Source organism: Mesorhizobium sp. M8A.F.Ca.ET.161.01.1.1, from assembly GCF_004792105.1.
GTDB lineage: Bacteria > Pseudomonadota > Alphaproteobacteria > Rhizobiales > Rhizobiaceae > Mesorhizobium.
Window position 1 is genome coordinate 151,390 of the sequence record NZ_SRTD01000007.1, and the last position, 13,457, is coordinate 164,846.

The window sequence follows — 13,457 nt, forward strand, 5'->3', positions numbered from 1 at the left end:
CCTCGTCCTAGCCTTCCCGTTCCGCCTCGATCGCCGCCAGGATGCGTGGCGGCGACATCGGAATATGGGTCATGCGCACGCCGGCGGCGTTCGACACCGCGTTGGCGATCGCCGCCAGCGGCGGTACGATCGAGGTTTCGCCGACGCCGCGCACGCCATAGGGGTGGTTGGGGTTGGGGATTTCCAGGATCTGCGTGTCGATCATCGGCAGGTCGGAGCACACCGGGATGCGGTAGTCGAGGAAGCCGGCGTTCTGCAGCCGGCCGTCCTTGCCGTAAATATACTCCTCGTTGAGCGCCCAGCCGATGCCTTGCGCCGCACCGCCCTGGTACTGGCCCTCGACATAGGTCGGGTGCACCGCCTTGCCGGCATCCTGCACCACCGTGTAGCGGATCACCCTGGTCGCGCCCGTCTCGGGGTCGACCTCGACGTCGCATATATGTGTGGCGAAGGAGACGCCGGCGCCGTCGGCGACAAGCTCGCTATGGCCGGCGATCGGCCCGCCTGTGGTGCCCGACTTGGCCGCGATCTCCTTCAGCGACAGTCTGCCGAGATTGCCGTGCTTCTCGCCCTTGGCGACCGCGTGGCCCTGCTCCCAGACGACGTCGTCGACGGAGATATCCCACATCTGCGCGGCGCGATCGCGCAGGATCTTGATCGCGTTGCGGGCGGCCGAGATGGTCGCCATCGAGGACGAGAAGGTGCCGCGGCTGCCGTCGGTCATGTCGTTGTAGCCGAGGCTCGACGTGTCGGCGACCACCGCCTTGAGCTGGGCATAGTCGATGCCCAGTTCCTCCGCCGCCACCAGCGACAGCGAGGCGCGGGAACCACCGACATCGACGGTACCGACAGCGAGCGACACTGAGCCGTCCATGCCGATGTTCAGGTCGACGCAGGTCTGGCCGCCGAAATTGAACCAGAAGCCGCAGGCCATGCCGCGCCCCTGGTTCTTCTTCAGCGGCGCCTTCATGTGCGCATGGGCCTTCACCGCTTCCAGCGTCGGGCCGATGCCGATCGGGCCATAGACCGGGCCGTAGGACGAGCGCGTGCCTTCCTGGGCGGCGTTTTTGATGCGGAACTCGACCGGATCCATGCCGAGCTCCTTGGCGAGCTCGTCGACCGCGCTTTCCACCGCGAAGGCCGCCATCGGCGCCGAGGGCGCGCGGTAGGCGGCGGTCTTGGGCCGGTTGACCAGCACTTCGAAGCCGACGGTCTTGACGTTATCGAGCTTATAGCAGGCGAACGCCGTCATGGCGCCGATCTCGGCCCATGAACCGGCATAGGGGCCGGCGGAATAGCGCAGCGTGGCTTCCGCCGCCGTGATGGTGCCGTCCTTGCGGGCGCCGATCTTGACGTCGATCGAGGTGGCGCTGGTCGGACCCGAAGCGCGGAACACCTCGTCGCGGGTCATCACCAGCTTCACCGGGCGGCCTGCCTTGCGCGACAGGGCGAGCGCCACCGGCTCGGCCCAGACATGGGTCTTGCCGCCGAAGCCGCCGCCGATCTCGGAGGAGGTGACGCGCAGCTTCGAGGCTTCCATGCCGAGCAGTTGCGCGCAGTGCTGGCGGTAGACGAAATGCCCCTGCGTGCAGACCCAGAGGTCCGCCGTGCCGTCGGAGCTGACATTGGCCACGCAGGCATGCGGCTCGATATAGCCCTGGTGCGTCTGCTCGGTCTTGAACGAGCGCTCGACGATGAAGTCGGCGTGGCCGAAACCCTGATGCACGTCGCCATGGCCGAACTGGCTGCGCTTGGTGACGTTGGACGGCTTGACCGGCTTTTCCTCCAGCCCCTCGGTGAAGACCGTGTCGTTGATCAGCGGGGCGTGGTGCTGCATCGCCTCGTCGACGTCCGTGACATGCGGCAGCACCTCGTAGTCGACCACGATCAGCTTCAGCGCCTGCCTGGCGGTGTGGGCATCGATCGCCGCGACAGCCGCCACCGCATGGCCGTCATAGAGCGCCTTGGTGCGCGCCATGCAATTGTCGAGGATGTCGTACATGGCGGCATCGCCATCGGTGAGATCGGGCAGGTCTTTCGCCGTGATCACCGCCTTGACGCCCGCAAGCGCTTCCGCCTTCGAGGTGTCGATCTTCCTGATCTTGGCATGCGCGTGCGGGCTGCGCAGCACGCGGCCGACCAGCTGGCCGGCCATGTTGAAGTCGGCGCCGTAGCGGGCGCGGCCGGTCACCTTGTCGACGCCGTCGGGACGGATCGGGCGCGTGCCGACGGAAGCGAATTTACGCCCCGAAAAACGCGGATCGAAATTCATCTCAGGCTCCCTTCATCACGATTGCCGCGTCCTGGACGGCACGCACGATCTTGTCATAGCCGGTGCAGCGGCAGAGATTGCCGGCCAGGCCGAAGCGGATTTCCTCCTCGGTCGGGTCGGGGTTCTTGGCCAAGAGGTCCTTGGCCGCGATCAGGAAGCCGGGCGTGCAGATGCCGCATTGCAGCGCCGCATGCTCCAGGAACTTCTGCTGCAGCGGGTGCAGCTTGTCGCCATGCGCCATGCCCTCGACCGTCTCGATGCGGCGGCCTTCCGCTTCCGCGCCGAGCACCAGGCACGAACAGACCAGCCGGTCGTCGAGGATGACGCTGCAGGCGCCGCAGTCGCCCGTGCCGCAGCCTTCCTTGGCGCCGGTCAGCCCGAGCCGGTCGCGCAACACGTCGAGCAGCGTCTCGTCGGGCTGGCAGAGATATTCAATCGTGTCGCCGTTGATCGTGGTTGAAACCGCTACGCCAGCCATCATTTGCCTCCTGCACGTGCATAGGCGGTCTGTGCGGCCCGCCCGGCCAGCACGCCCGCAACCTTGCGTCTGAATTCGATTGTGCCGCGCTTGTCGTCGATGGGGCGGCAGGCCCCGGCGCAGACCTTGGCCAGCCGATCCAGCGCTGCCTCGTCGAGCTTGCGGCCGATCAGGGCCTCGGCCCCTTCTTCCACCAAAAGCACCGTCGGCGCCGCGGCGCCGATCGCCACGCGGGCCGCCGTCACGACGCCCGCCTCGTCCAGCGTCAGGTTGACGCCGGCGCTGACCACGGCGATGTCCATCTCCGTGCGTGGAATGAACCTGAGATAGGCGTCGGCCGAGCGCGGCGCTTGGCTGCCGAGCAGGATCGCCTCGATGATCTCGCCCTTGGCGAGCGATGTCCGGCCCGGCGCGGTCGGCACGGTCTCGACGGCAATGGTGCGCTTGCCCGACGGGCCGACGACCACCGCCCTGGCGCCCGCCGCCACCAGCGCCGGAACGCTGTCGGCCGCCGGCGAGGCGTTGCACAGATTGCCAACGATGGTGCAGCGTCCCTGCACCTGCTTGGAGCCGATCAGCTTCGCCGCCTCGACGACGCCTGGCCACGCCTTCTTCAGCGCGGCGTTCTCGCCCAGCACGGCGCAAGGCACGGCGGCACCGATGCTGAAGCCCTCGGCGGTTTCCCTGATGTCGCGCAAGCCGGCGATGGACTTGATGTCGATGATCAGTTCGGGTTCGACAAAGCCGCCCTTCATCCTCACCAGGAGGTCACTGCCTCCGGCAAGGATGGCGGCCGGGCCGGCCGATCCGGCCAGTTGGCCGACGGCGTCTTCGATTGAAAGCGGACGTATGTAGCGCATCGTCTCCCCTTGGTATGGCGATTTCAGCGACCGTTATAAACAATCGTCTCATAATGACCATCCGGTTCGTAGGCCAAGGCGATTGGGCCAGATGGCAAGATGCGCCGGTGCAACGGGTCTTGACCGCGCCTTGTCGGGCGCCGATCCTCCCGGCCAAAGGGAGGAGCTTCCGGTTAAGACTACACGCTGGACCCGTTCAAGGCGCTCTGCCCCAACCGCGTGAAATAACGGGTGCGAAGGTTTCTGGCCCGCCAAAGCCCGGAAGTTGGACCGTGGCCGGCACGGCCGTTTATCGCTAGCACGGGAATGCAGCGGAGGCGCGAAAACCATGACCCTGACCAATCGCGACATTGTCGAACTGACCGAGTGGCGGCGCAAGCTGCACCGGCAGCCCGAAATCTCGAACGAGGAGGAGAAGACGGCTGAAGCGGTCGTCGCCTTCCTCGCCGACACCGGGCCGGACAAGGTGCTGACCGGGCTGGGCGGGCACGGCGTCGCGGCCGTCTACGACAGCGGCAAAAACGGACCGACCGTCCTGTTTCGTTCCGAACTCGATGCGTTGCCGATCGAGGAACTGTCGGGCGTGCCGCATGCATCGCAAGTGCCGGGCAAGTCGCATATGTGCGGCCATGACGGACACACCGCGATCCTGGCAGCCCTTGGCCGCCAGTTCGGCCGCGAGCGACCGGCCAGCGGCCGCGTCGTGCTGATGTTCCAGCCGGCGGAGGAAACCGGCAATGGCGCGGCCGGCGTCGTCGCCGATCCGCGCTTCGGCGAGATCGCGCCGGATTTCGCCTTCTCGCTGCACAATCTGCCCGGCGTGCCGTTCGGCGAGGTCAGGCTCAAGCCCGGCGTGGTCAACTGCGCCTCGCGCGGCATGCGCATCGTGCTGGAAGGCAAGACCGCGCACTCCTCCATGCCAGAGACCGGCACCTCGCCCATGCCGGCGATATCGGAGCTGATGCCGGCTCTGCCGGCGCTCGGCCGCGCCACCTTCGCCGATGACGACTTCTCCATGGTCACCGTCACCCATGCGCGGATGGGCGAAGCCGTGTTCGGCATCGCGCCCGCCCACGCCGAGGTCTGGGCGACGCTGCGCACCCGCCGCGACGAGCGCATGGCGGACCTCTGCGCCGCCGCCGAAACGCTGGTCACCGAGATTGCCGGCCGGCACGGCCTCTCGGCCAGGTGGGACTATCACGAGATCTTCGTCGCCAGCGTCAACGCGCCCGACGCGGTCGAGCATCTGCGGCGCGCCCTCGACGAAGAGAGCGTCACGCATGGCGAGGAAGCCCTGCCGATGCGCGCCTCGGAAGATTTCGGCCTGTTCGGCCACAGCGCTTCGTCGGCGATGTTCTTTCTCGGCGCCGGCGAACGCCACCCTGCCCTGCACAATCCCGACTATGACTTTCCCGACGACCTGATCCCGATCGGCTCGAGGATCTTCATGCGCACGGCACGCAACCTTCTCGGCTGATTTCAGCGGAACCCGGCCAGCACCGTGGCCAGCACCGCCACGCCCTGCCGCAAGGCATCCACGTGGAGCCCCGCATAGCCGAGGATGAACCCCGCCGTGGCCGGCTGTGGCCCAGCCGGGTCGTAGAGCGGCGTCACCGGATGGAGGCCGATCCCGGCGGCCTGCGCGGCCGTGACGATCGAAGCGACGCGATCGGCGCCGACGCCGTTCACCCAGATGACCAGGTGCAGCCCGGTGTCGGCGCCCTCGATGGTGACCGATTGGCCGAGCTTGTCCGCCAGCGCCCGCAGCAGCAGCGCCCTTCGCTCGGCGTTCTTCCTGCGGATGGCGCGCACATGGCGCTCATAGGCGCCGCTGGCCAGCATATCGGCCAGCGCGTCCTGTTCCAGCAGCGGCGAGTGCCGGTCCGTCAGGCGCTTGGCCGCGCTGAACGCCTGGCGCAGGCCGGCGGGAACGACGAGATAGCCGAGCCGCAGCGTCGGCGACAGCGTCTTGGACAGCGTGCCGGCATAGATGACCATATCCGCGTCCAGCGTCCGCAGCGGCGGGATGGGAGCGACGTCGTAGCGGTATTCGCCGTCGTAGTCGTCCTCGATGACATAGGCGCCTTCCCGGGCCGCCCAGGCCAGCAGCGCGCGCCGGCGCGTCGCCGACAGGACGCCGCCGAGCGGAAACTGGTGCGAGGGCGTCACATAGGCGAGCCGCGCCGGCGGCAGCGCGTCCGTCCTCAGCCCGTCGCCGTCGACGGCGATGGGCGTGGCGACACCGCCCGCCGCCGCGAAGGCCTGGCGGGCAAGCAGATAGCCGGGGTTTTCGATGACGAAGCGGTCGCCCGTATCGAGCAGCAGCCGGGCGCAGAGATCGAGCCCTTGCTGCGAGCCGTTGACGATCACGATCCGGTCCGGCGTGCAGGAGATGCCGCGCGCCCGCCAGAGATAGCCCTGCAGCGCGGCGCGCAGATCGGCCGAGCCCTGCGGATCGCCATAGGCCAGCCGCGCGCCGCGCCGCACGCTGGCCCTGTTCATCGCGCCCCGCCAGGCCAGCACCGGAAAGTCGGCGCCCGACAGGTCGCCATAGCGGAAATCCGCGACCCGCGCCGGCTGCATCAGGGCTGGCACCGGCAGGCCGAGCAGGCGTTGCGCGAAGGCCGAGAGGTGACGGGGCGCGGCCGCCATAGCGGGTTTGGGCGCCACCGTGGCCCCCAGCCCCTGGGCCACTTCAGCGCGCGCCCCGGCCCGCGAGATCAGGTACCCCTCGGCGATGAGCTGGCTGTAGGCCGCCGTCACCGTCGTGCGCGACGCACCCCATTCGGCGGCGAAGACCCGGGTCGACGGCAGACGGTCGCCAGGCTGATAGGCGCCGCTGTGGATCTGCTCCTTGATGGCCGCGATGATGCGGCGCGCGGCTCCGTCCAACTGGACCACCTCAACTCTTCGAAACTGGATATTCCAACAGGCCAGATTGTCTGGCATCTGTGGCTGCAACGCAAGGAGTTCGACCATGTATACCCCGCCCGCCTTCCGCGACGACGACAGGGACAGCCTGATGGCGACGATCCGCACCGCGCGGCTGGCAAATCTCGTCACCGCCACGGCGGACGGACCGCTGGCCACCCCCCTGCCGCTTTTTCTCGACGAGACGGAGGGTGAGCACGGCGTGATCCATGGCCATCTGGCCAGGGCCAACCCGCAGTGGCGCGTTCCCGCGATTGGCGACGGGCTTGCCATCTTCATGGGGCCGGACGCCTATGTGACGCCGTCCTGGTACGCGACCAAGCAGGAAACCGGCAAGGTCGTTCCGACCTGGAACTACGCGGCCGTTCATGCCTACGGGCCGGTCGAGTTCTTCGACGATGCGGACAGGCTGCTGGAGGTCGTCACCCGGCTGACCAACCTGCATGAGGGTGCGCGCGATGCGCCGCGCTGGGCGGTGTCGGACGCGCCGCCCGACTTCATCCAGTCGCAGCTTCGCGGCATTGTCGGCCTGCGCATGCCGGTCGTGAGGCTCGAAGGCAAGCGCAAGATGAGCCAGAACCGCAATGCCGCCGACCGCGCCGGCGTCGCCGCCGGGCTGGCCGCCAGCGAACGGCCGTCCGACCGCGAGGTCTCCACCCTCATCCCGTCGTGAAGGCACGACGCCTCGCGACCTGTTGTCTCCTATCAGCGCCCGCCGCCACCACGGTAAGCTCCGGCTTCCCTTGCCAGCATCAGGTCCGCGTCGTCGAGGATGTAGCGGACGTAGCGGTAGTCGCGAATGAAGCTGATCCGGCCTTCGCGCCATTCCAGCCACATGAAGTGATTCGGCTTCGCCGCGGTCCGGTCTTCGAACACCGCGATCACCTCGCGGCCCTCGACCCATGCCGGCTTGAGCCACAAGCCGTCGCTCTTGGCGTAGATCGTGAAGAACATGCCGACGTCGGCGGCGCCCGCGCGCGGCGGGTGCATCGACTGGTGGAGCCTCACATCGTCGGCAAGCAGTGCGCGCAAGCCGTCCCAGTCGCGCTGGTTGAACATGTTGACGTAGCGCACGATAGCGGCGGAGGCGATGCGCGCATCGGGACGCGGATCGGCCTGCGCGTTGATCTGCCGAAGCCGGGCGCGGCCGCGCGCCAGATGCCCCTTCACCGCATCCACCGTGATGCCGAGCAGGGCGGCGATGTCGGCCAGCGGCTCGCCCAGCACATCCCTGAGGATGACGACGCTGCGTTGCGGCACCGGAAGCTCCGCGAAGCGCGACACGGCGGTTTGCACGGCTTGCCTGCGCATCAGCATCTCCACCGGGTCAGCCGCGTCGGCAATTTCGAGCGCCGCCTCGATCGGCTCGGCCACGCGGATCGCGCGGCTGCGCAGCAGGTCCAGCGCGCGGTTGTGGGCGATCCGGAACAGCCAGGGCCTCAGCTGCGGCACCTCGCACAACTCGTCGAGCGCCACGAAGGCCCGCGCGAACGTGTCCTGCACGACATCCTCGCCGTCGATGACCGATCCCATCAGCCGCGAACAGTAGCGGTGCAGCTCCGGCCGCAGCGCGGCGGCAAGGGCAAGCAGCCCCTCCCGCCGGTCGCGCTCCACGGCTGATTTTTCGTCGCTCAAGGACCAGCGCCCTCCATGATCGTCACGCCCGCGTCGCCGCTGAGGCCGAAGACGACGCCCTCGGCATAGGCCGGGTCCTCCAGCAGCGAGACGACCCTGTCGCCGAACGCCCGGGGCGGCATCGGCGCGCCGAAGCGGGCGACGAATTGTTCCGGCGTGATGCCGATCGAGCCGGCATAGGCGCCGGCGGCCGCATCGCCGATCCCGGTGCCGAGGATTATCTGGCGGGGCAGGATCGCCTGGAAGCGTATGCCGAGGTCTTTCTCTTGCGCCACGCCATTGGCGTATTTGGCCATGAACCACAACATCCGCTTGGACCCACCATAACCGCCCGACATCTGCGATCCGGTGACGGCGGCGCCGCTCGACCCGACCAGCACCCGGCTGCCCGGCTTGAGCGGCAAGTTCAGCGCCGCCTGCAGCCAGTAGAGCCCGGCCTTGACGTCGGTTTCCCAGGCGACGGAGAAATCTTCCCACTTCAACTGGTCCAGCCGCCCCATGCGCGGCGTCGCACCGGCGTTGAGCACCACTATGTCTGGGCGCACCTCGCCCAGAATGCGATAGGCCGCATCCTCGTCCGTGACATCGGCCGCAATGGTGGCGACCCCAAGCCGCGCACCAACCGCTTCCAGCGCCTCGGCGCCCCGCGCGACAACAGTCACCTCGGCGCCCTGCCCGACCAGCGCTTCGACCAGACCGAGGCCAAGCCCCCGGCTGCCGCCGGTGACCACGATTTTCTTGTCCTTGAGACTCATTGGACCCTGCTCCAGTGTTTCACTGTAGCTAAGACGTTTGAGGATCGGGAAAAGAGTCAGCGGTGCGCGAGATTTGGTGATGGCGTCCAGACGTGACGCCGCCAATATGGGGCCGTGAGTGGACTGGCAGGTTTTGGGCCAGCTTCCAGCTTTGTTGCCGTTCCGAGCGAGTTCCAGCGGGAAGGCGCGGTGAGGACGCTCACCGATCTATCGCGCGATCTTGCGAATGCGGTAACAGGAGCGGGGTTTCAGGGTGATGACGGCCACCATCACCACCCCGACACGGATTCCAAGAGGCGGCCCGCCAAGTGACTTTTAAACCCCGATCCCGACGTCGATAGCATCAAGTTAAAGTCGTTAGAGTTTCCAATAAACAGCTGCGTTTTTCCGGTGAAAGCTTGATTGAAAGCTTCCGCCGCCCTTTGAAAGGCCAAAATGGGCTCGAATTCTTGCCAGGAGGAATCGGCTGGACGATTATGCAAACAGGTTTCAAAGAGTCTCCTCAGTGTCTGACAGCATTTTGCCAATACCGGCCATACCTCCAGGCCTTAAGGAAGCTGCGGCGCGTGGCGTGCTAATCCCATTTATTGGCGCCGGCGCGTCCGTGCTCACTGGCTGTCCGTCCTGGGTAAAACTCGCTGATGGCGCACTGACTCAATGCATTGCGGCCAACAAGTTCTCTTATGCTCAATTGGCACAAATCGAACATCTGTCTCCAAGAATAAAACTTTCGATTGCCCGAGGACTGGAGGCAGAACACCAATTTAAGATCAACTACGACAATCTGATCAATCCTGCGGTAGGCTACGATAACAATGAATTAGGTCACCGGGTCTATCGTTCACTCAGCAAGTTGGGCGAAACCTTTGTCACAACGAATTATGACGCGTGGCTCGACATCGATATCCCGGATGTCAAAATTTCAACTAGCCCGGTTGATAAAGTTCAAACCACGACGGCTGCCAGACCTACGAAGCGCCGGGCAATCTACCGTGTTAACGAATTTACTCCGGCGAACCTCAACCAGCCTCGAACAGTTTTTCATCTGCACGGATCGTTAGTAGACCCCAAGGGCATGGTCGTGACCACGAGAGATTATATCACTCGCTACGCAAACGACCGCGCCGATGATGATCCCGAACTTGAGAACCGTACGCTGACTTTCCTGAGCCACCTGTTTTCCACCAAGACGGTGCTATTCGTAGGGTACGGTTTGGAGGATCTCGAAATTCTCGAATACGTGATTCAGAAGGCGCGCGTTCCATCACCAGAGGGCAAACCCGAGGCAAGGCACTTCATGCTGCAAGGTTTCTTCTCGCATCAAATGGAGTTAATGCGCAGCCTCTCGTCGTATTATCAGCAGTTCGACATTCAGCTCCTGCCTTTTCAACGCGACAAGAAAGACTGGCATCAGCTCATCGATGTGCTGGAGCATTTTTCGGAAGCCATGCCGGCAAGGTCGCCTTTGAACCTCCAGAAACAAGCCGAGATGGAGGCACTTCTTGACTAACTTACCCTCCAAACTTGAGTCATTTTTCGAGACTATGCGCGAAGGCGAGGAATTTGCTCGGCATGGGTTTGAGCTCCTCACAAAACGGTCAACGCCGGAGCAATATTTTAATCCTTTGAGCGCAGCAGGCTTTTTTGATCCAACGCAAAACTCAGGTCCTGTACCCTCTAATCGCGAGGGATTTGTGCAGATTCCGTTCTGGTCCGCGCTCAACTATCTGGAGGTGGTAGCTAAGCGCGCTGATGAATTGAATGACCACGCATTGGCCGAAAAGGTGATGAACGTCGTACGGGAGGTATCCAACTTCCGGGACATCGATGGCTCCGCCCGCGATAACTACCATACCTACCGCAAGTTCGCGGAGATCCTGGGTTACCTTCCGATAGGCGTTGTCACGCTTGCCGACATCGATCTCATTCCTGCCTGGCTTACAAGCCGATACGATCGCGGAGGTGTCGGCAAAGCCCTCGGGGATGGATTACTCAAGAAGCTGCTAGCAGTCCCCACTCAGGAAAACGTGGAACGAGCATGCCATCTGATGAGCGTATGCATGGCCTTTCGGTGGTTAGCGGAAGATGATCCAAGCGGAAAAGGGCTCGTCACCGAGATTGACGACTACTGGCTAAAAGCAATTGTCGACTCCCACGCCAAGACACTGGGAGTTCAGGGCGGGCTTCAGGCTGTCAAAATATTTGAAAACGGCCTGCGCATAATATTCTCAGACCCCCGCCGGAACTTTGGAAGTTCACTATGGCGACCCGCGGTCGAGACTAATTCGCAAAACGCAAGCTTTAGAGGTCCGGAGAATCGCTATGTCGAAGGTATGCGAAACGCCTTAAGTGGTTGGCTGGAAGCGAGCCCGAACAATGCCGTAAACTATGTCAAAGCCACTCTCAGCGATGAAAGCGGAATAATTAAACGCATCGCTATTCATGCGGTTACGGAACATTTCGAGCTGCTTCGCGATGTATTCGAAGAGGCGATCAACGTAAAGCTATTCAGCTCGGAGTGCCGTCACGAGCTCTATCAACTTCTGTCCGAGAAGTTCGCAGGTCTATCCGAATCAGCAAAAGCAAAGGTGATTTCCGCACTGCGCGCGCTGCCGGTTCCAAGAAGCGGTGAAGATCGCGATCGTCGGCTCAAATACACACAGCGGGAGTGGCTGACCGCCATAAAGACCCAACCCGAGGCGGCCGTATGGTTCGCAGAATTGTCGGCGGACCCCGAACTTGGGTCGCCTTCGGATCATCCGGATTTTTTGAGCTATCACGAAGTTAGAAGTGGCCCCGGTCCAACGCCTTTTGGTGAAGACTCATTGATGGCTTTTGCCGAAGATGGCAGCATTGTGGATCGCCTAAATGACTTCGAGGGCAGGGATAGCTGGAAAGGCCCCACCGTCGGAGGTCTGGTCGCCGCGTTGGAAAATGCCGTCGCTACCGCCCCAAATACATTTCTGCCTCTTCTGGCTAACTTTCATCAGGCGAAGGTTTCTTATCAGCACGCATTAATTTCGGGGTTTAAGCGCGTGTTTGAGGCTTCTACCCCAACCGATACTACGTTCGACTGGCGAATGGCTTGGCCCAAGCTCATGACTTTTTTCGAAGAATGCCTGGCGGCCGAGCAATTTTGGGAACCGGAGGCGGAGCAGAACAGGGACCTGCTCCCGACACGCTCATGGATGGCCTCACTGATCGCCGATTTGCTTGAGGCGGGCACCAAGACGGACGAAACGGCCTACCCAGTCGATTTGCTGCCGAGAGGCTGGGAGTTAATCAAACTACTCCTCGCCCGCACCAAAGATACCAGCGCAAGCCTGTCGGACCCGATGTCACACGCGCTCAACACCCAAAGGGGCCGAGCAATCGGAGCAATGTACAACCACGCCCTGCGTGTTTGTCGCGTCGCCCAGCAGGCAGGCCAGCCGGTGGAAGAAGCGTGGGCAACCCTGGTGCCGGTTTTTGATCAGGAACTAGGCAAGTGCAGGGATGCGAACTTCGATTTCACAACCCTGTCGGCGTCCTACATCGCCAACATCGATTACATGAGCCATGACTGGCTGGTCGCAAACATCAACGGGCTTTTCAACAAGGCTTATCCCGCCAATCTCAAGGCGGCGTTTGGGGGCTTGGCCTACGCCACGCCGACACACCCGATTTATCAACTGCTATCCTCGAACGGTATACTCGAGGCGGGCATGAACTCGAACTTGGAAGACTCTCACAGCCGAGAACGCATCATTGAATGGATCTGCCTCGCATATCTTTGGGGCGACGAAACTTTAACGTCGCCCCTGATGGTAGCCATCTTTGCGGGTGGCACTTCTGATCTCTCTGATGCCGCAGAGTTTTTCTGGAGAGTTCAGGGGAACGAGTTGACGCCGGAGCAAATCGAAGGTGTGTTGGCCTTTTGGGAGAAGTGCTTAGCTTGGGCAAAAGGCCAGACCGAACCGCCTGAGCACCTACTTTCGAGACTGGGCCGGCTGGCGCCGTCTATCGGAGATATTAACGAGCGCACAAAGGCGCTTTTGTTCGGCGTCGTCCCGTTCGTTCACACCGATTATTCGTCGGACCAGATGGTGGAGCAGCTCGCGAGATTGTCTGACACCAATTTGGCGGCGACCATGGAGCTCTTGGAACGGATGTTCGAGGTCAGCACTCCCGACTATGATATGGACGACAAATTGAAAACCTTGCTTCGCAAACTTGCCGACGCAGGGCACCGAGCCGCAGTTCTTCGCTGCATAGAAAAGCTTCGGAAGACACTGCCTGGCATGCTCGAATTATACAAAAAAATATTGGCGGAAGCGCCAACCGCCCCGTCAACTTAGCGGTCTCCCTTAACAAAACGGCATTAGGCGGAGTTGTCCGCTTTCGGGAATTCCCTCGCCCACTTTGAACGACCGCGATGAGCCGCATGGCAGCCACATGGCCTGAGGCCGGCGGCGAACCGGCAGCTTCAAGGGCATGCCCAGTGGACGGTCCGCGAGACATATGCTCCATGGGCAAGGGACGAAGCG

Annotated in this window: 10 protein-coding genes; 4 read left to right on the forward strand and 6 right to left on the reverse strand. The window is 63.4% G+C overall.

The annotated features are described in order from the left end of the window. Window positions 1-7: 7 nt before the first annotated feature. The 3 genes from EN804_RS18980 to EN804_RS18990 are packed head-to-tail and all read right to left on the reverse strand — an operon-like array spanning window position 8 to window position 3,610. A complete protein-coding gene (locus EN804_RS18980; RefSeq protein ID WP_127276998.1) occupies window positions 8-2,272 on the reverse strand; it encodes a xanthine dehydrogenase family protein molybdopterin-binding subunit in 2,265 nt (754 codons plus the stop codon). A 1-nt stretch (window position 2,273) separates the two neighbouring features. Beyond that, window positions 2,274-2,750 carry a (2Fe-2S)-binding protein gene (locus EN804_RS18985; RefSeq protein WP_127277000.1) on the reverse strand — a complete coding sequence of 159 codons (477 nt, stop codon included), beginning with the start codon at window positions 2,748-2,750 and terminating at the stop codon, window positions 2,274-2,276. Further along, window positions 2,750-3,610 carry a xanthine dehydrogenase family protein subunit M gene (locus EN804_RS18990; protein WP_135920744.1) on the reverse strand — a complete coding sequence of 287 codons (861 nt, stop codon included), beginning with the start codon at window positions 3,608-3,610 and terminating at the stop codon, window positions 2,750-2,752. Before EN804_RS18990 ends, EN804_RS18985 begins: the two co-directional genes overlap by 1 nt. Before the next feature lie 328 nt (window positions 3,611-3,938). Here EN804_RS18990 and EN804_RS18995 point away from each other — a divergent pair, with 328 nt between their 5' ends. After that, on the forward strand, window positions 3,939-5,087 hold the full coding sequence (locus EN804_RS18995) for an amidohydrolase (protein ID WP_135920746.1): 1,149 nt from the start codon (window positions 3,939-3,941) through the stop codon (window positions 5,085-5,087). A gap of 2 nt (window positions 5,088-5,089) precedes the next feature. Here EN804_RS18995 and EN804_RS19000 read toward each other — a convergent pair whose 3' ends face one another. Further along, a complete protein-coding gene (locus tag EN804_RS19000) occupies window positions 5,090-6,502 on the reverse strand; it encodes a PLP-dependent aminotransferase family protein (RefSeq protein ID WP_246693450.1) in 1,413 nt (470 codons plus the stop codon). Window positions 6,503-6,587: 85 nt separating this feature from the next. Between EN804_RS19000 and EN804_RS19005 the strand changes: the two genes are divergently transcribed. Continuing rightward, the gene (locus tag EN804_RS19005; protein ID WP_135920748.1) at window positions 6,588-7,214 is read left to right on the forward strand and encodes an FMN-binding negative transcriptional regulator; all 627 of its coding nucleotides are present in this window, start codon (window positions 6,588-6,590) and stop codon (window positions 7,212-7,214) included. Between the two features lie 32 nt (window positions 7,215-7,246). On the opposite strand, the gene EN804_RS19010 is transcribed toward EN804_RS19005, so the two are convergent. Continuing rightward, on the reverse strand, window positions 7,247-8,176 hold the full coding sequence (locus tag EN804_RS19010) for a sigma-70 family RNA polymerase sigma factor (protein WP_135920750.1): 930 nt from the start codon (window positions 8,174-8,176) through the stop codon (window positions 7,247-7,249). After that, window positions 8,173-8,931, reverse strand: a complete 759-nt coding sequence (locus tag EN804_RS19015) for an SDR family oxidoreductase (protein ID WP_135882478.1) — start codon at window positions 8,929-8,931, stop codon at window positions 8,173-8,175. The genes EN804_RS19010 and EN804_RS19015 overlap by 4 nt, the downstream gene beginning before the upstream one ends. A gap of 505 nt (window positions 8,932-9,436) precedes the next feature. On the opposite strand from EN804_RS19015, the gene EN804_RS19020 reads away from it, so the two are divergent. Together EN804_RS19020 and EN804_RS19025 are read left to right on the forward strand one after the other, a co-directional pair. Beyond that, the gene (locus EN804_RS19020; RefSeq protein WP_189524537.1) at window positions 9,437-10,441 is read left to right on the forward strand and encodes an SIR2 family protein; all 1,005 of its coding nucleotides are present in this window, start codon (window positions 9,437-9,439) and stop codon (window positions 10,439-10,441) included. Further along, window positions 10,434-13,268, forward strand: a complete 2,835-nt coding sequence (locus EN804_RS19025; protein WP_135920754.1) for a hypothetical protein — start codon at window positions 10,434-10,436, stop codon at window positions 13,266-13,268. The genes EN804_RS19020 and EN804_RS19025 overlap by 8 nt, the downstream gene beginning before the upstream one ends. The last annotated feature ends 189 nt before the right edge of the window (window positions 13,269-13,457 follow it).

Coding starts and splice junctions, on each gene's coding strand:
- EN804_RS18980 (WP_127276998.1), bottom strand. CDS start 2,272: ATGAATTTCGATCCGCGTTTTTCGGGGCGTAAATTCGCTTCCGTCGGC.
- EN804_RS18985 (WP_127277000.1), bottom strand. CDS start 2,750: ATGGCTGGCGTAGCGGTTTCAACCACGATCAACGGCGACACGATTGAA.
- EN804_RS18990 (WP_135920744.1), bottom strand. CDS start 3,610: ATGCGCTACATACGTCCGCTTTCAATCGAAGACGCCGTCGGCCAACTG.
- EN804_RS18995 (WP_135920746.1), top strand. CDS start 3,939: ATGACCCTGACCAATCGCGACATTGTCGAACTGACCGAGTGGCGGCGC.
- EN804_RS19005 (WP_135920748.1), top strand. CDS start 6,588: ATGTATACCCCGCCCGCCTTCCGCGACGACGACAGGGACAGCCTGATG.
- EN804_RS19015 (WP_135882478.1), bottom strand. CDS start 8,931: ATGAGTCTCAAGGACAAGAAAATCGTGGTCACCGGCGGCAGCCGGGGG.